The organism is Pseudoalteromonas sp. 2CM39R, assembly GCF_023161845.1.
Window position 1 is genome coordinate 63,592 of sequence record NZ_JALNTM010000017.1, and the last position, 22,469, is coordinate 86,060.

Annotated in this window: 22 protein-coding genes; 13 read left to right on the plus strand and 9 right to left on the minus strand. The window is 40.8% G+C overall.

Annotated features, from left to right (window positions below; genetic code table 11):
- The first annotated feature begins 92 nt into the window (after nt 1-92).
- The 11 genes from MTF66_RS28760 (at nt 93) to MTF66_RS28810 (ending at nt 13,058) form a co-directional block, all read left to right on the plus strand.
- Complete coding sequence (locus tag MTF66_RS28760; RefSeq protein WP_008464847.1) at nt 93-356, plus strand: DUF4212 domain-containing protein; 264 nt, start codon at nt 93-95, stop codon at nt 354-356.
- A gap of 10 nt (nt 357-366) precedes the next feature.
- A complete protein-coding gene (locus MTF66_RS28765; RefSeq protein ID WP_109874178.1) occupies nt 367-2,091 on the plus strand; it encodes a sodium:solute symporter family protein in 1,725 nt (574 codons plus the stop codon).
- A 140-nt stretch (nt 2,092-2,231) separates the two neighbouring features.
- A complete protein-coding gene (locus MTF66_RS28770; RefSeq protein WP_010387614.1) occupies nt 2,232-4,070 on the plus strand; it encodes a DUF294 nucleotidyltransferase-like domain-containing protein in 1,839 nt (612 codons plus the stop codon).
- A gap of 5 nt (nt 4,071-4,075) precedes the next feature.
- Nucleotides 4,076-4,699 carry a 3'-5' exonuclease gene (locus MTF66_RS28775; protein ID WP_054201852.1) on the plus strand — a complete coding sequence of 208 codons (624 nt, stop codon included), beginning with the start codon at nt 4,076-4,078 and terminating at the stop codon, nt 4,697-4,699.
- A 140-nt stretch (nt 4,700-4,839) separates the two neighbouring features.
- The gene (locus tag MTF66_RS28780; protein ID WP_138622510.1) at nt 4,840-5,580 is read left to right on the plus strand and encodes an SIMPL domain-containing protein; all 741 of its coding nucleotides are present in this window, start codon (nt 4,840-4,842) and stop codon (nt 5,578-5,580) included.
- Between the two features lie 174 nt (nt 5,581-5,754).
- A complete protein-coding gene (gene epd, locus MTF66_RS28785; protein ID WP_010387623.1) occupies nt 5,755-6,768 on the plus strand; it encodes an erythrose-4-phosphate dehydrogenase in 1,014 nt (337 codons plus the stop codon).
- A 49-nt stretch (nt 6,769-6,817) separates the two neighbouring features.
- Nucleotides 6,818-7,993: a phosphoglycerate kinase gene (locus MTF66_RS28790; RefSeq protein ID WP_138570397.1), complete on the plus strand. Its 1,176-nt coding sequence runs from the start codon at nt 6,818-6,820 to the stop codon at nt 7,991-7,993.
- Between the two features lie 211 nt (nt 7,994-8,204).
- Nucleotides 8,205-9,269: a class II fructose-bisphosphate aldolase gene (gene fba / locus MTF66_RS28795; RefSeq protein ID WP_248529382.1), complete on the plus strand. Its 1,065-nt coding sequence runs from the start codon at nt 8,205-8,207 to the stop codon at nt 9,267-9,269.
- Nucleotides 9,270-9,897: 628 nt separating this feature from the next.
- A complete protein-coding gene (phoB, locus tag MTF66_RS28800) occupies nt 9,898-10,587 on the plus strand; it encodes a phosphate regulon transcriptional regulator PhoB (protein WP_008111196.1) in 690 nt (229 codons plus the stop codon).
- Nucleotides 10,588-10,663: 76 nt separating this feature from the next.
- Nucleotides 10,664-12,010, plus strand: coding sequence for a phosphate regulon sensor histidine kinase PhoR (gene phoR, locus MTF66_RS28805; protein ID WP_248529383.1), 1,347 nt, complete (start codon nt 10,664-10,666; stop codon nt 12,008-12,010).
- 79 nt (nt 12,011-12,089) lie between these two features.
- Nucleotides 12,090-13,058: a PstS family phosphate ABC transporter substrate-binding protein gene (locus tag MTF66_RS28810; protein WP_010387635.1), complete on the plus strand. Its 969-nt coding sequence runs from the start codon at nt 12,090-12,092 to the stop codon at nt 13,056-13,058.
- A gap of 69 nt (nt 13,059-13,127) precedes the next feature.
- Here the strand turns inward: MTF66_RS28810 and MTF66_RS28815 are convergent, their stop codons facing one another.
- From MTF66_RS28815 to sfsA, 8 genes are all read right to left on the minus strand, one after another.
- Complete coding sequence (locus MTF66_RS28815) at nt 13,128-13,370, minus strand: hypothetical protein (protein WP_010387636.1); 243 nt, start codon at nt 13,368-13,370, stop codon at nt 13,128-13,130.
- Between the two features lie 30 nt (nt 13,371-13,400).
- Entirely contained in the window at nt 13,401-14,249 is an 849-nt protein-coding gene (panC, locus tag MTF66_RS28820) for a pantoate--beta-alanine ligase (RefSeq protein ID WP_055012979.1), read from the minus strand.
- The gene (gene panB / locus MTF66_RS28825; protein ID WP_248529384.1) at nt 14,249-15,043 is read right to left on the minus strand and encodes a 3-methyl-2-oxobutanoate hydroxymethyltransferase; all 795 of its coding nucleotides are present in this window, start codon (nt 15,041-15,043) and stop codon (nt 14,249-14,251) included. The genes panC and panB overlap by 1 nt, the downstream gene beginning before the upstream one ends.
- A gap of 30 nt (nt 15,044-15,073) precedes the next feature.
- The gene (gene folK / locus MTF66_RS28830) at nt 15,074-15,559 is read right to left on the minus strand and encodes a 2-amino-4-hydroxy-6-hydroxymethyldihydropteridine diphosphokinase (RefSeq protein ID WP_138622506.1); all 486 of its coding nucleotides are present in this window, start codon (nt 15,557-15,559) and stop codon (nt 15,074-15,076) included.
- A gap of 3 nt (nt 15,560-15,562) precedes the next feature.
- A complete protein-coding gene (gene pcnB / locus MTF66_RS28835; protein WP_248529398.1) occupies nt 15,563-16,912 on the minus strand; it encodes a polynucleotide adenylyltransferase PcnB in 1,350 nt (449 codons plus the stop codon).
- A 254-nt stretch (nt 16,913-17,166) separates the two neighbouring features.
- Nucleotides 17,167-18,063 (minus strand): tRNA glutamyl-Q(34) synthetase GluQRS, encoded by an 897-nt coding sequence (gene gluQRS, locus MTF66_RS28840; RefSeq protein ID WP_138622504.1) that lies wholly within the window; start codon nt 18,061-18,063, stop codon nt 17,167-17,169.
- Nucleotides 18,064-18,075: 12 nt separating this feature from the next.
- On the minus strand, nt 18,076-18,519 hold the full coding sequence (dksA, locus tag MTF66_RS28845; protein ID WP_008111170.1) for an RNA polymerase-binding protein DksA: 444 nt from the start codon (nt 18,517-18,519) through the stop codon (nt 18,076-18,078).
- 280 nt (nt 18,520-18,799) lie between these two features.
- Nucleotides 18,800-19,519, minus strand: coding sequence for a DNA/RNA nuclease SfsA (gene sfsA / locus MTF66_RS28850; RefSeq protein WP_075169766.1), 720 nt, complete (start codon nt 19,517-19,519; stop codon nt 18,800-18,802).
- 144 nt (nt 19,520-19,663) lie between these two features.
- Here sfsA and pepB point away from each other — a divergent pair, with 144 nt between their 5' ends.
- Together pepB and MTF66_RS28860 are read left to right on the plus strand one after the other, a co-directional pair.
- Nucleotides 19,664-20,962, plus strand: coding sequence for an aminopeptidase PepB (pepB, locus tag MTF66_RS28855; protein WP_054201839.1), 1,299 nt, complete (start codon nt 19,664-19,666; stop codon nt 20,960-20,962).
- Nucleotides 20,963-21,137: 175 nt separating this feature from the next.
- Complete coding sequence (locus tag MTF66_RS28860) at nt 21,138-21,704, plus strand: phosphoribosyltransferase (protein ID WP_010387648.1); 567 nt, start codon at nt 21,138-21,140, stop codon at nt 21,702-21,704.
- A 49-nt stretch (nt 21,705-21,753) separates the two neighbouring features.
- Here MTF66_RS28860 and MTF66_RS28865 read toward each other — a convergent pair whose 3' ends face one another.
- Entirely contained in the window at nt 21,754-22,410 is a 657-nt protein-coding gene (locus MTF66_RS28865; RefSeq protein WP_008111159.1) for a Crp/Fnr family transcriptional regulator, read from the minus strand.
- Nucleotides 22,411-22,469: the final 59 nt, after the last annotated feature.

Here is a 22,469-nt window from a genome sequence, read left to right on the forward strand (position 1 = left end):
CGCAATTCAATATTTGAATTGCATTGCTAAATTGGTTAACGAATATAAAAAACCACCCATCACAATCGTGATGTTTAAAGGGGAAAATAAAAATGGCTTTTAAAAATGAAGAACAAGCAAAAGCTTATTGGGCAGAAAACATTTCATTACTGTTTAAATTATTAGCAGTATGGTTTGTGGTCTCTTTTGGCTTTGGCATATTACTGGTTGATGTACTTAATGAAGTACGTTTTTTTGGGTTTAAACTTGGCTTCTGGTTCGCCCAGCAAGGCGCGATTTATACCTTTGTGGCTTTGATTTTTGTGTACGTTTTCAAAATGAATACGTTAGATAAAAAATATGGCGTAGACGAATAGGAGCTAATCAATGGATGTTCAAATACTCACATTTATAATTGTCGGTTTAAGCTTTGCGCTTTATATCGGTATTGCAATTTGGGCTCGTGCTGGGTCAACAAATGAATTCTACGTTGCTGGTGGCGGTGTACCTCCACTAGCCAATGGTATGGCAACTGCTGCTGATTGGATGAGTGCTGCGTCATTCATTTCAATGGCGGGTATTATCTCGTTTGCGGGTTACGACGGAAGTGTTTACTTAATGGGGTGGACCGGTGGTTATGTACTACTGGCTATGTGTTTAGCGCCTTACTTACGTAAATTCGGCAAGTTTACCGTGCCAGATTTTATCGGTGACCGTTACTACTCACGTACAGCGCGTTTAGTGGCTATTTTATGTGCCATCTTTATTTGTTTTACTTACATTGCGGGTCAAATGCGTGGTGTTGGTGTAGTGTTCTCTCGTTTCTTAGAAGTTGAAATTGAAACCGGTGTTTATATCGGTATGATCATTGTTTTCTTCTATGCCGTACTTGGTGGCATGAAAGGTATTACTTACACGCAAGTTGCGCAGTATTGTGTACTGGTATTTGCTTATTTAGTACCGGCTATTTTTATCTCTATGATGGCAACAGGTCACTTTTTCCCACAAACAGGCTTTGGTGCCACGCTAAGTGATGGCTCAGGTATGTATGTACTTGATAAGCTCGATGGTTTAAGTACCGAGCTTGGATTTGGCCAATACACTGAAGGCTCAAAGAGCATGATTGATGTATTTGCAATTACAGGTGCTCTTATGGTGGGTACTGCTGGTTTACCACACGTAATTGTTCGCTTTTTCACTGTTCCTCGCGTTAAAGACACACGTATTTCAGCAGCGTGGACACTGGTGTTTATTGCTATTGTTTACACAACAGCACCCGCAGTAGCTTCGTTTGCCCGTGTAAACATGATCGACACAATAAATGGTAAAGACGGAAGTGGTACAGCGTATGCAGAGGCACCAGCTTGGATTAAAAACTGGGAACGTACGGGTTTAATCACCTTTAATGATAAAAATGGTGACGGCAAAATGTTCTACACATCAGGTAAAATCACTGACCCTAATAGCGCAAACGAAGTAAATGTTGACCGCGATATTATGGTACTAGCGAATCCTGAAATAGCCGACTTACCAGCCTGGGTTATTGCACTCGTTGCAGCAGGTGGTATTGCCGCGGCGCTATCGACTACAGCGGGCTTACTATTGGTTATTTCAACCTCAGTATCGCACGATTTACTTAAACGGACACTCAAACCGGATATAACCGACAAGCAAGAATTACTTGCAGCGAGGTTGGCAGCGATGATTGCTATTGTAATATCCGCTTACTTTGGGATTAACCCGCCAGGATTTGTGGCCTCGGTTGTTGCCTTTGCCTTCGGCTTAGCGGCGGCGAGCTTCTTCCCTGCAATTATTATGGGTATTTTCTCTAAATCAATGAATAAACATGGTGCAATTGCAGGCATGGTAACGGGTATCACCTTTACTGCTGCATACATCATCTACTTCAAGTTTGTGAGTCCAGAGCTTAATAGCCCAGAAAATTGGTTCTTAGGTATTTCACCTGAAGGGATTGGTTTAGTAGGCATGATCATTAACTTTGCAGTAGCTGCAGGTGTTATGAAAATGACTCAACCGACACCAGTTGAAATTCAAGAAATGGTTGAAGGTATTCGTAATCCTAAAGGGTCTAGTGAAGCGCATGCTCACTAATCCATATATCTAATGATATAACGCATCAAAGCCCGACTTAAGTCGGGCTTTTTATTTGTTTAAATAATGACTACATTAAATAATCGCTATATTAAATAACCATATTTCAGGTTAAGTCGCTTTTTTATTGAGGATGATTTATGAGTAGTGAGCAACAGGAAGTCGCGCAGTTTATTAACAAGCAAGCACCATTTTCAATGTTACAGGACAGCGCCTGCAGTTATTTTGTTAACCATCTCGATAGTATTTATTTGACCCGAGAAAACCAAACGCAATGGCTTAACAGTGAACAGCCTAAATTATTTTTAATTCGTTCCGGGTTATACGATTTAGTGGATGCTCAAGGCGATACGGTAACGCGTTTAACTCAAGGTGATTACTTTGGTTATCCCTCGTTACTGACGGGAGATTCAATACAAAACAGTTTAGAAGTACAAAAAGAGGGCATTGTCTATATGCTCGACCAAACGGATTTTGATTACTTACGTCGAGAATATAAAGCATTCGAGCAATACTTTGTTCGTGCTCATGCTAATCGATTGCTGTCATCACATTATAAAAGCAATAACGACAGCTGGTCTGAGCGTAAAATATCAGAGATCATGACTCGCAAAGCGATTACGCTGCCCCCCGATGCCAGCATCCGTCATAGTGCTAAAAAAATGCAAGAGCATGGGATTTCATCAATGATGATCACCGAAAATTCGCATCTTGTTGGAGTAGTTACAGATCGGGATTTACGTAACCGAGTGCTTGCTGATGAAGTGGATCCCGCGCAAGCTATCAATAGTATTATGACCAATAAGCCTAAGTTTATATTTGAAAATAACCGCGTATTTTCAGCGCTGCACTTAATGCTTAAGCATAATATTCATCATTTACCTGTGCTTGACGAAAACCACAAACCGCTAGGAATGATAACCAGTACAGACTTACTACGCCAACAAAAAAGCGACCCAGTGCAGCTAATTGGTCGTATTTACAAGGCCCATAATGTGGCTGATTTAAAACGTTACGCGAAAGAAATTCCTGAGCTATTAAAAGGCTTTTCAAATAATATTGATGATATTTCGCTGATCGGAAAGTTACTCAGTGGTTTAACCGATGCGTTGACCTCGCGGCTAATTTTTTTATTTCAACAACACCATGGCGCCGCGCCAACCAGTTTTAGTTTTATTTGTTTTGGCTCTCAAGCGCGCGAAGAGCAAACACTGCATTCAGATCAAGATAATGGCTTGTTATTACCTGATGGTCTAAACGATGAACAGCACGCATATTTTAAACAGATGGGCGAATTTGTTTGTGAAAACTTAGTTGAGTGCGGCATTCGTCGTTGTCCTGGTAACATAATGGCTAGCAGTGATGCGTGTCGAATGAGTGTTAGTGATTGGGGGGCGAAGTTTTTAAAGTGGATCACCAGTCCCACACCCCAGGCAATGCTCAACTGTAAAATCTTTTTTGATCTGCGCTTTATTGAAGGCTCAACCACACTCTATAGCCAGTTTTGTGAAGAGTTGACCCATATTTCTCGCAACGATCTTTTTTATGCGGCAATGGCCAGCGATGTTAACGCTAACAGTGCGCCGATTGGTTTATTCAATAACTTTAAAACCGAAAAAACAGAGCAACACCATAAGTACATCGATCTTAAAAAGCGCGGGGTGGTGATCATTAACGATCTAGCGCGACTTTATGCATTAAAAGTAGGCATTCGCCGTGCTAACACCCAAGAGAGGTTGGATGCTTTATTAAAGTATTCACTATTAAGCAAAGAAGATATTTATAATTTAAAAGATTGTTGGCGATTTTTAACTCAGCTTCGGCTGCGCACGCAAATAAATGAAGAAGGGTTACCTAGTAATTGCATTAACCCAGACAAACTCAATTCGTTAGAACGTCATCAGCTTAAAGAAGCGTTTTACCTAGTAAAACAAGCGCAGCAAGGCGCGGCGTTTAAATTTGCGCGTGGGAGTTTGTAACAATAATGGTTAAGCTGCTTATTACGCGATACTTAAAGCGTCGTCATTTGCTTGCGCAAAGTGCTTTAAAGCAACGTTATTTAGTGATTGATTTGGAATTAACAGGGCTTGATCCTAAACAACATGAAATTGTCTCGGTTGCTTGGGTACTGATTGAGAATCAATGTATCAAAAACAGTCAATCGCAGCATATCGTTAATAAAGAGGTTAAAAGTCTAGAGCAAAGCCCTGTTTTTCACGGCATTAGTACTGACTCGGTGGCACAAGGGCAAAGCCTACAGAGTATTTTAATGTCTTTAAGCGCTCACTTTAGTGACTGCATTTTAGTATTTCATAATGCCATGCTCGACTGGGGCTTTTTAAAGTTAGCACTAAAAAATGCAGGGATCACCCAGCGGCCTAAGCTGATCATCGATACCTTACAAATAGAAAAAAAGCGCTTACTGCAACACGCAAGCGATATAAAATTAGATGATTTAACCTTAAATGAATGCCGTAATCGCTACGATTTACCAAGCTATCATTGCCATCATGCGCTTACCGATGCACAAGCCACTGCTGAATTGTTATTAGCCCAATGCCATCAAATAGGCGCCGGTAAAGAACTTAAAGTAGGGGATCTAACGTAGGTTGGTTAAGGACAGCGAAACCCAACTATAAGAAACCCAACTATAAAGTATGCACTAAGCTTAATTGCATGCAGTTTACTTTTATTCTTGTTTGTATAATTATGGGAACGCGTATTTTATTAAAAATTCAAGGAACGAATATGAAACTTATCACCGCTATTTTTATTACCTTATGCCCTCTTATTACTTTTGCTAATTCAAGCGTGCCAACTAATCGTCATATTTCTGTACATGGCACAGCTGAGGTATTAGTTGAGCCAGATATGGCTCAAATTATATTTGAAGTAAAAAGCATTGAAGATACATTACTTGAAGCTAAACGTGACCTTGATGGCCGGATCAGCGTGTTACTTGAAGAATTAGATAAATATGATTTTGGCCAAGGCGATGTTCATATATCGGGTTTAAAAAGCAAGGTATACACTAAGGTTGGTACAGAATCTGGGGTTGCTTTAAGCGATAATTATTTAGCTCTGAAAACAGTTAAAGTCACATTGAAAGATATTAAAAAAGTCGATGAATTTATTGATTTTGCTCAACGCTTACAAATAGACAATATCAAAAAAATTAATGGTTTATCCTCCAAGGCCACGCAGTTAGAGGCAGAGGCAACACAACTAGCAATTGATAACGCAAAAGCGAAGGGAAATAAGCTCGCTCAGTCTTTTGGTGCTGAACTTGGCAACGTTTATAGTATTAGTTCAAATTCTAGTAGCTCAGATTACGACGCGAGCGGTGTTAAGCACATTGTTTTATCTAGCCACAGAAATAGCATGGCTGCTAGAAATAACGAGAACCCATTTACGCAGCAGCAATATTTAGGTGCAAGAATAAGCGTTAAAGCATCAATAAATGTGGTGTTTGATTTAAAACTAAAATAGCAAATATCGCAAAGCCGAGTTAAAAGTAAAAGCGCATTGCGTGTTGATTATGGCGTTAATTTAAAGTTTCTAATGCTTGGCTCTTATAATCACAGGCAAGGTCGATTACAATACCGCCATCTAAAAGGCGACGCTGCCTTTCTCTGTACGTAACTAGAGTGGATTTTATATTTCATGGCAATCAAACTTGCAATTAATGGTTTTGGTCGTATTGGTCGAAATATTGTCCGTGCACTATACGAATCAGGCTTAAGCGACGAGATCAAAATTGTTGCAATTAACGAACTAGCCGACCCTGAAGCTATTGCCCATTTATTAAAATACGACACCTCTCATGGTCGTTTTACTTTTCCAGTTAAACTAGGTGAAGACACTATCAGCGTTGCTGATGACACCATTGCGTTATTTTGTGAAGAAAATCCAGTTGAATTACCGTGGCAAACGCTAGATGTTGACGTGGTACTTGAATGTACTGGCGTGTACCACTCACGTGAGCATGCACAGTTACATATTGCCGCAGGTGCTAAAAAAGTGTTGTTTTCCCATCCTGCTGATAATGATGTAGATGCCACCATTGTATATGGCATAAACGACGATGAGTTGAAAAACGAGCATACTATTGTCTCTAATGGTTCGTGTACCACCAACTGCGTTGTTCCTGTTATTAAAGTACTCGATGATGCCTTTGGTATTGAGTCTGGCGCTATTACAACTATTCATGCGTCAATGAACGATCAGCAAGTGATTGATGCGTATCACCATGATTTACGCCGAACTCGTGCCGCCAGCCAATCTATTATTCCGGTAGACACAAAATTAGCCCGTGGTATCGACCGTATTTTACCTAAATTTAAAGGCCGCTTTGAGGCCATTGCCGTTCGTGTACCGACTATTAATGTGACCGCCATGGATTTAAGTGTCACGGTAAATACCGATGTAGATTTAAGTGCGGTTAATAGTGCGCTTAAAGCACAAGCTAAAGATAGGCTTGAGGGTATTTTAAGTTACACCGAAGAGCCGCTGGTGTCGGTTGATTTTAACCACGATCCCCATTCTTGTATTATTGATGGCACACAGACACGTGTTAGTCATAAACGGCTGATAAAATTACTAGTTTGGTGTGATAATGAGTGGGGGTTTGCGAATCGCATGCTTGATACCGCTCGTGCTATGATGGCATTTAAGTAATATTTAAAACGTATTTATTGGTTCAGTATCGTTAACTAAGGAGATGTTCATGTCGGTCATAAAAATGGCAGATTTAGATTTAAACGGCAAGCGTGTATTAATTCGTGAAGATTTAAATGTACCCGTTAAAGCAGGTAAAGTGACGTCAGACGCACGTATTCGTGCTGCACTACCTACTATCAAACTTGCGCTAGAAAAAGGTGCAAAAGTGATGGTTATGTCACACCTAGGCCGTCCTACGGAAGGGCAATACGAAGACGAATTTTCATTAGCACCCGTTGTTGATTACTTAAATGATGCACTTGAGCAAACTGTTCGCCTAGAAAAAGATTACTTAAACGGCGTTGATGTTGCAGATAATGAAGTAGTTGTTTTTGAAAACGTACGTTTTAACAAAGGCGAGAAAAAAGACGACGAAGCCTTATCAAAGCAACTCGCTGCATTATGTGATGTTTACGTAATGGATGCCTTTGGTACTGCGCATCGCGCACAAGCGTCAACCCATGGTGTGGGTCTGTTTGCTGATGTAGCGTGTGCCGGCCCATTATTATCGGCTGAACTAGACGCCTTAGGCAAAGCACTTGATAACCCAGCCCGTCCGTTGGTGGCGATTGTGGGTGGTTCTAAAGTATCCACTAAATTAACCGTACTTGATTCGTTATCTAAAATTGTCGATCAGCTTGTTACCGGCGGTGGTATTGCCAATACCTTTATTGCAGCTGCTGGTCATCCTGTAGGTAAGTCACTTTATGAGGCTGATTTAATGGATGAAGCAAATCGTTTATGCGCTGCAGCGAAAGCCAACGATGGCGAAATACCGGTACCGACAGATGTTGTTGTGGGTAATGAGTTTTCAGAGTCAGCTGTAGCCACACTTAAAGATGTAAGTGAAGTCACCAGCGACGATATGATTTTTGATATTGGCCCTGATACCGCTAATCAACTTGCAAAAATTATTGCTAATGCGGGCACTGTTGTATGGAATGGCCCAGTGGGTGTGTTTGAGTTTGATCAATTTGGTAATGGCACTCGCGCTATTGCAAAAGCGATTGCTGATTCAAACGCATTTTCTATTGCTGGTGGTGGTGACACCCTAGCGGCAATTGATAAGTATGGCATTAGTGATAAAGTATCGTATATTTCTACTGGTGGTGGTGCGTTCTTAGAGTTTTTAGAAGGCAAAAAACTACCTGCAGTTGCAATGCTAGAATCACGCGCTAAATAATACCTTAGGGTATTAGCTAGCCGTAAAGCAGATGTGCTAATCCCACATCTGCTACAATTAACGAGTAAATACCTCTCACTTTTATTTAGTCGTTAATAATATGAATTTTAGGTCATATACCTTTTAATTCATGGCGCAGTGATTGCGCCAAACTAACAAATCCGTTCAAACTAGGTAGTAAAATAACTACCGATAAATTGGAGAATACCCAATGGCTTTAATCAGTATGCGACAACTTCTTGATCATGCCGCAGAGCATGGTTACGGTGTACCCGCGTTTAATGTAAATAACCAAGAGCAAATGCGTGCAATTATGGAAGCGGCTGATAAAACAAACAGCCCAGTTATTGTACAAGGTTCTGCGGGCGCACGTGCGTATGCCGGTGCACCTTTTATTCGTCATATGATTTTAGCGGCAGTTGAAGAATGGCCACATATTCCAGTGGTTATGCATCAGGATCATGGTACATCACCGGGTGTATGTCAGCGTTCAATTCAGCTAGGTTTTTCATCAGTAATGATGGATGGCTCATTAATGAGCGATGGTAAAACACCTTCAAGCTACGATTATAACGTTGATGTAACACGTAAAACAGTTGAAATAGCGCATGCGTGTGGCGTATCTGTAGAGGGTGAGCTAGGTGTATTAGGTTCACTTGAAACTGGTGAAGCGGGTGAAGAAGATGGTGTTGGCGCTGAGGGTAAACTTACCACTGAGCAAATGCTAACAAATCCAGAAGAAGCGGCAGACTTTGTAAATAAAACCCATGTTGATGCGCTGGCTATTGCCTGTGGTACATCACACGGTGCCTACAAATTTACTCGTCCACCAACCGATGACATTTTAGCAATTGATCGTATTAAAGAAATTCACGCGCGTATACCAAATACCCACTTAGTAATGCATGGTTCGTCTTCTGTTCCACAAGAGTGGTTAGAAGTGATCAACCAATACGGTGGCGAAATTCCAGAAACTTACGGCGTGCCAGTTGAGCAAATCGTTGAAGGTATTAAATATGGTGTGCGTAAGGTAAACATTGATACTGACTTACGTTTAGCGTCTACCGGTGCGATTCGTCGTCATTTAGCGATGAACCCGTCTAACTTCGACCCACGTAAGTTTTTAGCTGCTGCAACCCAAGCAATGACTGATATTTGTATCGCTCGTTACGAAGCGTTTGGTACAGCGGGTCAAGCAAGTAAAATTAAGCCAATTTCATTAGATGAAATGCACCTTAAATACTTAAGCGGTGAGTTAAACCCAAAAATAAAGTAATGGACCAATAATAGCGATATTATTGCACTCATTCAAAAAGCCAGTTGCGTTTGCGCTGGCTTTTTTGATCTATGAGGGATCAGTATTTTACCTAGTTATTAATTAGGGATCACTCGATTACTAACTTGTCATATCTGGGATCATTACTTTACTAAGTAAAAGGCTTAAAGTGACGTATTTTAAACTTTTGAGTGTTACGCATTATAAAGAGTGAGCACAAAACATACAAAAAATCATTGGTTTAGCTTTGTTGGTGGGTAAAATAGTGATCCGTAAAGGGATCTGCTTGATAAAACTCTGATCCCAGCATTTAAGATCATAATAAGCCTGATCTAAACACTGTTAAGCAGGTGCTAACTTTTATTATTAAGCGTGAAAATTGATGCTAGTTAGTAATTTGATGATCCCATGTTGATACCATAAATAGTGACTTTAATGATTGATTCTTTTTACTGCAAACCGCTTTTTTATTACTGCTCAAGATGATAAAAATATGACAAATTCTATTTTTTGTCACTATTTTGTGTTTTTTTTACACTCATTTTAATTTAGACGTTACACTTTAATAAAAATGTCATACTTAGTCATAATAATGAAACCTACTCAATAGCCTAAGAGATAAATTGGAATGTCACGTAAAGTATTAGTCGTTGATGACGAAGCACCTATCAGGGAAATGTTGGTTTTTGTTTTAGAACAAAATGGGTTTCAAGCCATTGAGGCAGAAGATTATGATTCTGCGATATCAGCAATGGTTGAACCTTATCCAGATATGGTGTTACTCGATTGGATGCTACCTGGCGGTAGTGGAATTCAAATCGCTAAAAAATTCAAACAAAATGAACACACACGCCAAATTCCTATCATTATGCTGACAGCCCGCGGCGAAGAAGAAGATAAAATACGCGGTTTAGAAGTCGGTGCTGATGATTACGTTACAAAACCGTTTTCACCTAAAGAGTTAATGGCGCGTATTAAAGCGGTTATTCGTCGTGTTGCTCCTACCTCACTTGAAGAGGCCATTGAAGTACATGGCTTACGTTTAGATCCTATTTCGCATCGTGTGACCTCAGGTGGCAGTGAGCTAGATATGGGGCCAACGGAGTTTAGACTGTTACACTTTTTTATGACCCACCCTGAGCGTGTATATAGCCGAGAGCAATTACTTGATCATGTATGGGGTACTAACGTTTATGTTGAAGACAGAACTGTAGATGTTCATATCCGTCGCCTGCGTAAAGCAATTGCTACGCTTGGACATGACCGTTTAGTTCAAACAGTTCGCGGTGCTGGTTATCGCTTTTCGAGTAAATTATAAGTTTACTTCGTAAGTCACAATCTATTAACCTAGCACAGTCAAACTTCTGCTAGTGTTTATAAGGTAAAGAGCGTGTATGTATCGAGTTATTAACAAGCAGGCGTTAACCAAACGGCTGTTTGTCTATTTTATACCTTTGCTTTTAATTGGGGTGCTTATTGGTGCCCCATTTTTGATGTTGTTTTTGGGTGCTTTTTCGCTACTTATGTGGCATTACCACCAGCTTTATCGCTTAAGTGACTGGCTGCATAATCAACGCAGCTTTAACCCGCCTGAAGGGGAAGGGTCGTGGGAGCAAGTATTTGAAGGTATTTATCAGCTGCAGCACCGTAATCGTAAAAAGCGTAATGAGTTGGCAGAACTAATACGGCGTTTTCGTGACGGCGCTGAGGCCGTACCCGATGCCGTTGTTGTGCTACAAAACGACTTATCAATTGTGTGGTGTAATCAGCTTGCACTCAAAGTGCTAGGGTTACAGTGGCCGGTTGATCATGGTCAGCGTTTAGATAACTTAATTCGCGATCCTAAATTTGCTAAATATATGCGTCGTAAAGAGTTTAGCGATGCTCTGGAGCTTGAAAGTGGCCACAGTGTTGAGCAAGTTCTTGAGTTTAGGGTGATGCCTTATGCCAATACACAGTTGTTGGTAGTGGTACGCGATGTTACTCGCTTAAAGCAACTTGAGCAGATGCGTAAAGACTTTGTAGCGAACGTCTCTCATGAGCTTAGAACCCCTTTAACTGTTGTTACCGGCTACCTTGAAATACTCGATAGTGATTCACTTCCCCCGCCTGCAATGTGGAATAAAGCACAAACTACTATGCTAGAGCAATGTAAGCGTATGGATAGCTTAGTGAATCAGCTGTTGTCGTTATCGCGCATCGAAGGGGGAAAGCGACACAGTAATGACAAAGCGGTGAATGTGCCACGATTATTAAACTTAATTGAAACAGAAGCGCAATCAATTAATCAAGACAAAGGCCATCAACTTATTTTTAAGATTGATGCATCGCTTGATATTACCGGAGCTGAGGATGAACTTAGAAGTGCCTTTTCAAATTTAGTATTTAATGCCATTCATTATACTAAACCAGGCGGTAAAATTGAGGTACTTTGGCAGCGCAATAATGAACAAGCATGTTTTAGTGTTACCGATAATGGTGATGGTATTGCACCTGAGCATATTAACCGGTTAACTGAGCGTTTTTATCGAGTAGATAAAGCCAGAAGCCGCACCACAGGTGGCTCAGGCTTAGGTTTAGCTATTACCAAGCATGTGCTTACTCGCCATGGTAGTCAATTAAAAATTCACAGCGAGCTGGGTAAAGGTTCTTGTTTTTCTTTCGCGTTTTCAAGCGATAGACTTATCGTTATTTCGCCATTAGTAGCAAGCAACACAAGTAGTCATAAAAGTGTCATTTAAGAGTCACACCATTGTCATGTACTCACTTTAGAGTGAACCGCAGTTAGGAAATGGGACGAACAAACTGGAGAACCCCAAAATGAAATTTAAAAACTTAGTTGCCGCAATGGGTGTGGCTGTTACAACATTTGTATCTGCACAAGCGGTTGCATTAGAAGACGGTATTCCTGAGTATCAAAAAATTAGCGGTGTATCAGGTAACTTTTCATCGGTAGGGTCTGACACATTAGCCAACATGATGACCTTTTGGGCTGAAGAATATAAGCGCATTTATCCAAATGTAAATATTCAAATTCAAGCGGCAGGTTCGTCTACTGCGCCACCAGCACTAACAGAAGGTACGGCTAATTTAGGTCCAATGAGCCGTGCAATGAAGTCAAAAGAAATTGAAGCATTTGAAAAGCGTCATGGCTACAAACCAACACAAGTGCGAGTAGCAATTGATGCGTTGGCAGTATTTGTACACAAAGATAACCCAATCGAAGGACTACGCATTGATCAAATCGATGCTATTTTCTCATCAACTCGTAAATGTGGTGCATCAGAGCAAGTAAATCGCTGGAGTGATGTTGGTCTAGAAGGTGATTGGGCTGCAAAAGACGTGCAATTATACGGACGTAACTCAGTATCAGGTACTTACGGTTACTTTAAAAAGAAAGCGTTATGTAAAGGTGATTTCCGTAATAACGTGAACGAGCAACCGGGCTCGGCTTCTGTTGTACAGTCAATTTCAGCGTCATTAAATGCGATTGGTTACTCTGGCATTGGTTATAAAACATCGGGTGTGCGTACTGTTCCGTTATCTAAAAAAGGCACTAACTTTGTTGATGCCACGCTTGAAAACGTAGCACAAGGTAAATACCCACTGTCACGTTTCTTATATGTTTATGTAAATAAACACCCAAATAAGCCACTTGGCCCAGTTGAAGCTGAGTTTTTAAAGATGGTACTTTCTCAAGACGGTCAAAAAATTGTAGAAAAAGATGGTTATGTGCCACTTTCTGCAAAGTTAGTTGAATTAGAGCTTAAAAAGTTAGGTTTGAAATAAGCAGCTAGCAACCAAAGTAAATAATAAAAAACCGCTCAATGAGCGGTTTTTTGTTTTACTTAAAATTATTTAGTTCGTTGCTTTACCTAAGTTTTCAGCTTGCACTTTGCATTGATTGTAAGCCTCAATACATTTTGATGAGCAAACCTGCGATTTAAGACTATCGGTGGTTGTTTGCTGCTCACAGCTGGTTTCACATTGATAACTTTGTTGAGCACATTGATTAAGTGCTGGATTACCCGCTTGGCTCTGGCAGCCAGCAACAACTGCAAACGAAAAAGCCACGAGGCTAGTTTTAATAAAAGTTTTCATGCTTATCCTTAAAATGAGGCCACACCAGTATTAAACTTCAACCTGAATATTGTCGATTAATCTAACACTACCTAAAAAGGCGGCAGCTAAAATTACAAATCGTGTATCTTCGAGTGTAGCAGCTTTTAATGTATCTCGTTGAGCTATCGAAAAATAATCTGGTTTTAGGCCCGCGTCTTCTAATGCGCTCTTCGCTTCACTTTCCAGTGTGGCAAAGTCTTTATTACCGTTTTTTAGTTGCTGCGCACAGTGTTTTAAGGTGTTAAATAAAACAGGGGCGGTTTGTCTTTCCTCAGTTGATAAATACCCATTACGAGAGCTCATGGCAAGGCCGCTAACTTCACGCATGGTGGGTACACCAATAATTTCTACTGGTATCGATAAATCAGTGGCCATAGTTTTAACAACTTGTAGCTGCTGAAAGTCTTTTTCACCAAAACAAGCGTAATCAGGTTGTACTAAATTAAATAGCTTAGTAACAACAGTTGCTACGCCTTTAAAGTGACCTGGGCGTGAACCGCCACAATACCCCATTGAAATACCAGGCACATCAACAAAGCTTTGCGCGCCTAAACCATTAGGATAAATAGTTTCTACACTGGGGATAAACAAAATATCTGTTTCAAGATCGGCTAACCCTTGTTTATCAGCATCTAGAGTACGCGGATAGCTGTCTAAATCTTCGTTAGCGCCAAATTGCATTGGGTTAACAAAAATACTCACGACCACTTTGTCGGCCAGTGTTTTTGCTTTTTCTACCAGTGAAAAATGACCACGGTGTAGATTACCCATAGTAGGCACAAGCGCCACGCTTAAACCGGCCTGGCGCCAAGCTTTAACTTGACTGCGTAATGATTTAATTTCAGTGATTGACTGCATTATTTAAACTCGTGTTCAGCGCTTGGGAATACGCCGTTTTTGACATCGTTACAATACTTTTTAACAGCAGCAGGCATATTGCCTGTTTCGAGTAAAAAGTTTTTTGAAAATTTAGGAATATAACCTGCAGAAATGCCCACCAAGTCGTGCATCACCAAAATTTGACCATCGGTTACATTACCTGCACCAATACCGATTGTAGGGATGCTCAATGACTCTGTAACGCGTTTTGCTAAGGCACTTGGAATACATTCAAGCACCAGTAATTGTGCGCCTGCCGCTTCTAATGCTTTTGCATCGGCAATAATTTTTTGTGCTTGAGCTTCTTCACGGCCTTGGATTTTAAAACCACCGAATACATGCACTGATTGCGGTGTAAGCCCCAAATGGCCACATACCGGGATACCTTGTTGGGTAAGCGATTTAATACTGTCGTACAGCCATTCACCGCCTTCAAGTTTGACCATATTAGCACCAGCACGCATCAGCTCTGCAGCATTTTTACATGCGTCGCTTGGGTTTGCGTAGGTCATAAACGGTAAGTCAGCTATAACAAATAAGTCACGGCTTCCCGCGCGCGCACAGCGAGTATGGTAGGCAATTTCTTGGTTTGTAACCGCTAAGGTGTCGTCGCCACCTTGTAATACCATACCCAAAGAATCACCAACTAAAACAACATCAACGCCGTTATCATGAAATAACTTAGCAAAACTAGCATCGTATGCTGTTAACGCAGTGATCTTATTACTTTCAGCCTTCATTTTATTCAAAGTTGAAACGGTTATTTTAGACATAATATTCTCGCAGACAATGGCCTTAATTAATTACCGTGGTAATTGTTGTAAGTCGTTAAGCGGTAGGGTATTTGCTATCTGTTGGATAGATGCGCCGCTAGGTAAAATCAGTTCCGGTGCAATTTCTTGCAGTGGGTAAACAACAAATTCTCGCTCAGTTAATCCGTAATGAGGTACGGTTAAACGTTCGGTATTTAAAGTGTGTTCACCAAATAATAAAATATCAATATCCAATGTGCGTGCGCCCCAGCGCTCGGCCTTTCTAACTCGCCCATGTTCCAGCTCAATGGCTTGGGTTAAATCAAGCAGTTGCTCTGGCTCAAGTGAAGTGTTAATACAGGCGACAGCATTCACATAATCGGGTTGATCTTGTGGTCCCATAGGCTTGCTCGCATAATAATGCGAGCAGGCTATAAACTCGCTGCTTGGCAAGCTTTTAAGTGCAATAACAGCGTTATCAAGTTGTTTAATAGGGTTGTTAAGGTTTGCACCGAACCCCAAATAGACACGTTGCATTATTTACTCAGTAGGTTTTTTTGTGGTACGACGGCGAGGTCGCTTACGTGGTTTTGGACCGCCTTGATGACCAAGCTCTCGCACCATTTCTTTTTGGCCATTAATATCTTGGCCTAAGTACTGTGTCCACCACTGTGCCAGCTCTGTATGCTCAGTTTCACCAGCATCAACACGCAATAGTAAAAAATCATAAGCGGCTTTAAAGCGCGGCTGCTGTGTTAAACGATAGGCACGTTGGCCAGCACGTTTATCTAAGCGTTGTTGAATATGCCAAATATCACGAGCACCTAAAGTAAAGCGTTTTGGTACGGCAATATGTTGAGCATTCTCACTAAGTACTTTATTAATTGCCTGAGCAAATGCATCGTATTCTGAAAGTTGCTCTTGGCGTCGAATTTTTTCAGTTCGTTCAATCAGTGGGAACCACAATAATGCTGCAAATACGAATGCAGGAGTTACTTTCTTATCTGCATTAATACGTATGTCGGTGTTTGCAAACATCTGCTTTATGAAGGTTTCTTCAAGTCCGCCTGGGTTTTTATCTAAAATACGGTCTAGCTCAGGAAATAACGATTTAAATAAGCCGTACTGACGTAGCATTATAAAGTTTTGCTGTGCTTTGCCGTTTAAAAATAGCTTGAGTATTTCTTCAAATAAACGCGCTGGCGGAATATTATCAAGTAAGCTCGCTAATTCGGTAATCGGTTTTTCGCTTGCTGATGCTATTTGCATATCTAACTTAGTGGCAAAGCGCACTGCGCGGAGCATACGTACCGGATCTTCACGGTAGCGTGTTTCAGGATCGCCAATTAACTCAATTTGTTTTGCTTTGATAGCGGCTAAGCCATTTGCGTAATCGTAAACACAAAAATCATTAATTGAGTAGTACAAAGCGTTGATTGAAAAATCACGACGTTCTGCATCTTCTTCAATACTGCCAAATACGTTATCGCGAAGAAGTTGCCCGTGCTCACTTGACTGACTAATTTGATTTTTATCTTCTTGTGCTTCGTGATGGCCGCGCATTGTAGCCACTTCAATAATCTCACGGCCAAAAACAATGTGCGCTAAACGAAAGCGACGACCAATTAAGCGACAGTTACGAAACAGTTTTTTTACTTGCTCAGGAGTGGCATTGGTTACAACATCAAAATCTTTAGGTTGTTGACCTAACAATACATCGCGAATGCAACCACCAACTAAGTAAGCATCATAGCCACCATCTTTTAGGCGGTAGAGTACTTTGATTGCATTTGGGCTAAATTGTTTGCGAGAAATACCATGCTCACCTCTAGGGATCACTAACGGCTCACTGCTGATTGCGACATTTTCGTTATTGGCACTTGGGCCGATAATTTGTCGACAAAATTGAAAAAGCTTGGAAATAATAGTCTGTCTCCTAGAGAAGCGGTTGATTGGCTCGCTATTGCAATCAAAATCACAGCAAGTATTCACTTAAAGCGTCATTCTTACCATTTAATGTAATTAGCATATATTTAGGCGGCTATCATATACCAGCAAGGTAAAAAAATTAAGTTGCAGCGCTGAAATTAAGCCATTTTTAACGATTTTATTTGAATTAATTCCACGTAATACGTAAAGGGAGGTTAAATCTGTATTTCGCGCTTAGCAGGAACAAGGCTTAAGTTAAAATGCGCCACGCCCCAAGCGAGTAATTGTTCGCAGGTTAAATCCATTAGTTGCTCATGTACTGGCAAGCCTAAAAATTTAAATACAGCTATTAAAGTTGGTTTTGGATTTTGTTTGCAAATTGCAGGGGCGTAATTTTGCTTAGACAGTTTAAACCCTGGTTTTGCTACTGCCAAAGGCAAATGAGCAAATTCCGGAATAGGGTAATTTAGTTGTTTAAATAAACTAATTTGACGCGCAGTCGGTTCAATTAAATCAGCGCCTCGTACAATTCGGTTGATCCCTTGCTCAATGTCATCAATTACCACCACCAGTTGATAGGCAAATAAACCGTCACTACGTTTTATTATGTAATCTTCATGAGCGAGAGCTGGATCAATGTCAATATGTCCTTGAATAAGGTCTTTATAATCAACGGTCGCATGGCATTGAGTTAAACGTAGGGCATGACCTTGCTCACTTAGTTGGCTGTGTTTACATTGCCCTTGATAAATACCGCCGAGGGCTTTTATTTGCTTACGAGAGCATTGGCAGGCATAAATAAGCTGTTGTTGTGACAGAGAGTGAACGGCATCTTGGTAAATAGTAAGACGCTGTGTTTGATACACAACGTTTTCATCCCAATTGAGGTTGTAGGCTTCTAAGGTATTTAGGATATCGGTGGCTGCGCCTTTTACAACACGAGTGGTGTCTATATCTTCAATGCGAACTAACCACTTTCCTTGGTTAGTTTTTGCATCAAGGTAGCTACCTACAGCCGCCACAAGTGAGCCAAAATGTAACGGTCCGGACGGAGACGGTGCAAATCGGCCGCGATAGTTAGATACTTGCGCAGTAACGGCTGTAGAAGACATGGCTATAATTAATTAGCCGCGTCCAGATTGCTTTTCTTTAATTTCAGCAAGTGTTTTACAATCTACACATAAATCAGCAGTAGGGCGCGCTTCTAAGCGGCGAATGCCAATTTCAATACCACAAGATTCACAAAAGCCAAATTCGTCTTCTTTAATTAATATAATTGTTTTTTCAATTTTTTTAATTAATTTACGCTCGCGGTCACGCGTTCGAAGCTCTAATGAGAACTCTTCTTCTTGTGCTGCGCGGTCAACGGGATCAGGAAAGTTAGCAGCTTCATCTTGCATGTGTGATTTGGTACGATCAACTTCGTTACGTAAATCATTACGCCAAGTTTCTAAAATTGTTTTAAAATGAGCACGTTGTGCATCATTCATGTACTCTTCACCCGGTTTTTCTTGGTATGGTTCTAAACCGGCTTGAGCCAATAAACCATGTCTTTTTTGGTCTGGCATAACTCTCTCCTAAATCCTTAATTTAATGCCTCAGCATTAGCCGGCGGTATAAATAACAGAAACTCATACCCTAGGCAAATTTATTTTTAAATAATCGAATTAGCTTAACCCTGTTTGGTGATATAAAAGTAGTAAAAGTATTGTATATACTTTTTATCACAGTATTGGTTTATAAACTGGCGTAGTTATATGGGCAATAACAATAAAAACAACTTATTTTTACTTTTTGGTTAAGTATTTTTTGGGCGTGGCGAAATACCAACGTTTAAATGCGCGCTTTTTACTCAACAAATGCTACTTTCTCAACTAAAGTTACTTCACTGGCAGAGATACGGGCTTTATAAGCTAATACTTCTACACCTTGCTCAATCGCTTCGCTAAGTAATTGTGCATAGGTTGAATCTATATGTGCCGCTGCACTCACTTGTGTGATCCCTTGATGTAGCACCGCAAATAGTAATACCGCACGATGCCCTTGTTTTACCATTTCGATTAATTCACGAATATGCTTTTGCCCACGAACTGTTTGCGCGTCAGGGAAGTAACCTTGCCCGCTTTGTGGATGCTCTTCACTTAGGAGCGTGACTGATTTAACTTCAACATAGCAATTGGCTTTACTGCTGTGGGTAAGTAAAAAGTCGATGCGGCTGTTTTCACTGCCATATTTTACTTCACTTCGAACTTGCTGATAGCCTGTCAGCTCTTTAATCACTTCAGCGTTAATCGCTTCTTCTACTACTTTATTAGCAACGGCTGTATTTACACAAATAAGCTGTGATAAGTTATTTTGCGTCAGCTCTAATGACTGTGGGTACTTTCGTTTGGTGTTACTGCTAGTGGAATAAAAGGCATTAAAACCAGAGTCAGCACAGCCCGTCATTTTCCCCGTATTAGCACAGTGAGCGGTAAAAGTGCTGCCATCACTGAGCTCTAAATCAGCTAAAAAGCGTTTGTAACGTTTTAATAACGTAGCAGATTGTAATGGCGGGGTGTACTTCATTAATGACTTCCTTATATAACCAGGGTTCAGGTTAAGTAAAATAAGACTTTACGGGCTATTTGAGGTTATTTACCGCAAGCAGTTGGGAACTTAAGCGCGCTATAGTAAACTCAACCACACATTTAAGTGCAAGGATATTCTAACATGAGTGAAAAATTTGTTGTTCAATTAAGCGAGCAATCGGCACCAGGACACTGGGGCGAAAGTGCGTCATTATCTTTTAACGAACACGGCGCAACGGTTCATTTATCTGAGCAAGAAACATTAAAAAACGTGCAAAAAGCAGGTCGTACTATTGCAAGCCAAGGTATTAAAAGTGTTGTGCTTGAAGGCGATGTTTGGTGTACAGAGAGCCAATGGGCATTTTATCAAGGCTTTGTATCACCAAAAGTACTGCACGGTGTTGAGTTTGTTGATAATGCACAATCTGATTTAAAAGAACTTGCTGATTTAAAAGCTTCAGCAACGTGGGCACGTGAAATGGTTAACGGCACCGCCGATGACATTTATCCAGAGAGCCTAGCAGAAAAAGCGGCTGAATTTATTCAATCACTGGCACCAGAACATGTTAGCTACCAAATAATAAAAGGCGATGCGCTATTAGAGCAGCAATGGATTGGTATTCATGCTGTAGGTCGTGGTAGTGAACGCCCACCAGTGTTACTTGAGCTTGATTACAATCCAACTGGCGATGATAACGCACCAGTAAGCGCTGCACTTGTAGGTAAAGGTATTACGTTTGACTCAGGTGGTTACTCAATTAAGTCTAGCGAAGGCATGTTAGGCATGAAATGCGACATGGGCGGAGCGGCAACAGTTACCGCAGGTTTAGCATTGGCGATTAACCGCGGTGTTGAAAAGCGTATTAAGTTGTTTTTATGTTGTGCTGAGAACTTAATTTCCGGTCATGCATACAAACTAGGTGACATTCTTACCTACAAAAATGGCACAAGCGTTGAAATTGTAAACACAGATGCTGAAGGTCGTTTAGTATTAGCTGATGGCCTTATGGCGGCAGGTGAGACAGGTGCACCACTTATTATTGATGCAGCAACATTGACGGGCGCAGCCCTTGTTGCCGTTGGTCAAGAATACAACGCGTTATTTGCCCTTGATAAAGAGCTAGTGCGTGAAGTAGAAGACTTTGCATCACAAGAAATGGAAGCCGCTTGGCCATTACCGCTTGAAAAGTGGCATCAACAAAACTGCCCATCACCGTATGCAGATACAGCAAACAGCCGTGCACAAAAAGGCGGTGGTTATGGTGGTGCTTCAAATGCAGCAGGTTTCTTATCTCGCTTTGTGCCAAACGATGGCAAAGGTTGGGTACACATTGATTTAGCGGCTGCATTTAATATGGGTGGTGGCACTAGTCAGTGGGCTTCAGGTGCAACTACCCAAGGTATGCGTACAGTAGCGCGCACCTTGCTTGAAAAGGCCTAATCAATTCAGATTAAGCAATTAGTTAAAAAATAGGTACCTTAAGGTGCCTATTTTTTTATCCGCCATACAAGCAATTTTGTTTTATTTACGGTAAAATCCTTCGCCAATACGTGTTTGAGCATCTATTTTATTTAAACCTCGCTCAAATATTATACATACCACTGGGATCCTTACTATGTCAGAAAAGTGCTATATCACGGCTCAACAATTACTTGAAGATTCATTCCGCGTAGCGGCACAAGTGTATAAAGATGGCTTTCGTCCAGATTTTATTATTGGTATATGGCGCGGTGGTGCTCCAATCGGGATCGCAGTTCAAGAATATTATGACTACAAAGGCATAGAGACCGATCATATTGCGGTGCGTACGTCGTCTTATTACGGTATTGGCAAGCAATCAAAAGAAATCAAAGTGCATGGTTTACACTACATTGTTGAAAACGCGAATGCGGGTGATTCATTATTGATTGTGGATGATGTGTTTGACTCAGGTCGGAGTATTGTGGCGCTAAAAGAGAAGCTTTCTGAACTAATGCGCTTAAACTTACCGAGTGATATTCGTATTGCTTGTCCATACTACAAGCCAAAAAACTCAAAAGTAGATACAGTGCCTGATTACTACATTCATGAGTCTGAAGAATGGTTAGTATTCCCGCATGAATTATCAGGGTTAACGCCGGATGAAATTATTGAAGGCAAATCTGATTTAGCTAAAATCCACGATATTTTACTTGAAAAATAAACGTGATTTTGCACAATAAAAAAGGCCTTAATGGCCTTTTTTATTGTCTTTAAAGCTGTGCAAAGCTATCTACATAGTCACTGAGTTTAGGAATATCGACAGCTTGCAGCCCTTGTGTGCTTCGTTGCACTAGGTTTTTTTCTACTAACTCACTCACTACCCGACGATATGCACGCTCAGTAGTTGCAAAGCGCTCTGCTTCGGCATTTACCGTAGGATAAGCACGCAATAAAGTGGGGTTGTTATTCTCCGCACGTAATAAACAGTCTTTAGCAATGTTGTAGCTTAAGGGAAGTAACAGTTTATCTAAGTTAATTTTTTGATTTTCTTGAAACTTAGCGGCAATAGTTTGCGCCGTGTATAGGCTCAGTTCTGGTTTATCGAGCAATAATGAGCGCCAATGTTTTAGCTCAATAAGATTATACGTGACATCACTGAAGCAAGTTACTGTGTAAATACACGGGTTATTATTCAGTGCTTCAATTTCGCCAATCAAGGTGTTATTACAGTCGAGCTGGCCAAGTAGCAGGCGTCGGCCATTTCCTACATCGTAACTAAACGATACAGTACCACTTCGCACCAATACCAACTTAGTGAGTGGTTGGTCTTGCTGTATTAATATTTCTTTTTTTGATTGCTGATAACTACTGCCGGCAAATGTCAGCAGCTGTTCAACAAGGTAACTGGAAAAATGGTATTGAAACATCAATCATGCTCTTCGGACAAATGTCCTATTTATTACACCTTAATGACGATAGCATTAAG

What these genes read in the sequence shown, in the direction of transcription:
- MTF66_RS28810 (WP_010387635.1), top strand. Translation starts at nt 12,090, where the DNA reads ATGAAATTTAAAAACTTAGTTGCCGCAATGGGTGTGGCTGTTACAACA.
- gluQRS (WP_138622504.1), bottom strand. Translation starts at nt 18,063, where the DNA reads ATGTCTTCTACAGCCGTTACTGCGCAAGTATCTAACTATCGCGGCCGA.
- dksA (WP_008111170.1), bottom strand. Translation starts at nt 18,519, where the DNA reads ATGCCAGACCAAAAAAGACATGGTTTATTGGCTCAAGCCGGTTTAGAA.
- panB (WP_248529384.1), bottom strand. Translation starts at nt 15,043, where the DNA reads ATGTCTAAAATAACCGTTTCAACTTTGAATAAAATGAAGGCTGAAAGT.
- MTF66_RS28765 (WP_109874178.1), top strand. Translation starts at nt 367, where the DNA reads ATGGATGTTCAAATACTCACATTTATAATTGTCGGTTTAAGCTTTGCG.
- MTF66_RS28760 (WP_008464847.1), top strand. Translation starts at nt 93, where the DNA reads ATGGCTTTTAAAAATGAAGAACAAGCAAAAGCTTATTGGGCAGAAAAC.
- MTF66_RS28860 (WP_010387648.1), top strand. Translation starts at nt 21,138, where the DNA reads ATGTCAGAAAAGTGCTATATCACGGCTCAACAATTACTTGAAGATTCA.
- MTF66_RS28865 (WP_008111159.1), bottom strand. Translation starts at nt 22,410, where the DNA reads ATGTTTCAATACCATTTTTCCAGTTACCTTGTTGAACAGCTGCTGACA.
- phoB (WP_008111196.1), top strand. Translation starts at nt 9,898, where the DNA reads ATGTCACGTAAAGTATTAGTCGTTGATGACGAAGCACCTATCAGGGAA.
- MTF66_RS28815 (WP_010387636.1), bottom strand. Translation starts at nt 13,370, where the DNA reads ATGAAAACTTTTATTAAAACTAGCCTCGTGGCTTTTTCGTTTGCAGTT.
- pepB (WP_054201839.1), top strand. Translation starts at nt 19,664, where the DNA reads ATGAGTGAAAAATTTGTTGTTCAATTAAGCGAGCAATCGGCACCAGGA.
- folK (WP_138622506.1), bottom strand. Translation starts at nt 15,559, where the DNA reads ATGCAACGTGTCTATTTGGGGTTCGGTGCAAACCTTAACAACCCTATT.
- sfsA (WP_075169766.1), bottom strand. Translation starts at nt 19,519, where the DNA reads ATGAAGTACACCCCGCCATTACAATCTGCTACGTTATTAAAACGTTAC.
- MTF66_RS28780 (WP_138622510.1), top strand. Translation starts at nt 4,840, where the DNA reads ATGAAACTTATCACCGCTATTTTTATTACCTTATGCCCTCTTATTACT.
- MTF66_RS28775 (WP_054201852.1), top strand. Translation starts at nt 4,076, where the DNA reads ATGGTTAAGCTGCTTATTACGCGATACTTAAAGCGTCGTCATTTGCTT.
- phoR (WP_248529383.1), top strand. Translation starts at nt 10,664, where the DNA reads ATGTATCGAGTTATTAACAAGCAGGCGTTAACCAAACGGCTGTTTGTC.
- panC (WP_055012979.1), bottom strand. Translation starts at nt 14,249, where the DNA reads ATGCAGTCAATCACTGAAATTAAATCATTACGCAGTCAAGTTAAAGCT.
- fba (WP_248529382.1), top strand. Translation starts at nt 8,205, where the DNA reads ATGGCTTTAATCAGTATGCGACAACTTCTTGATCATGCCGCAGAGCAT.
- MTF66_RS28790 (WP_138570397.1), top strand. Translation starts at nt 6,818, where the DNA reads ATGTCGGTCATAAAAATGGCAGATTTAGATTTAAACGGCAAGCGTGTA.
- MTF66_RS28770 (WP_010387614.1), top strand. Translation starts at nt 2,232, where the DNA reads ATGAGTAGTGAGCAACAGGAAGTCGCGCAGTTTATTAACAAGCAAGCA.
- epd (WP_010387623.1), top strand. Translation starts at nt 5,755, where the DNA reads ATGGCAATCAAACTTGCAATTAATGGTTTTGGTCGTATTGGTCGAAAT.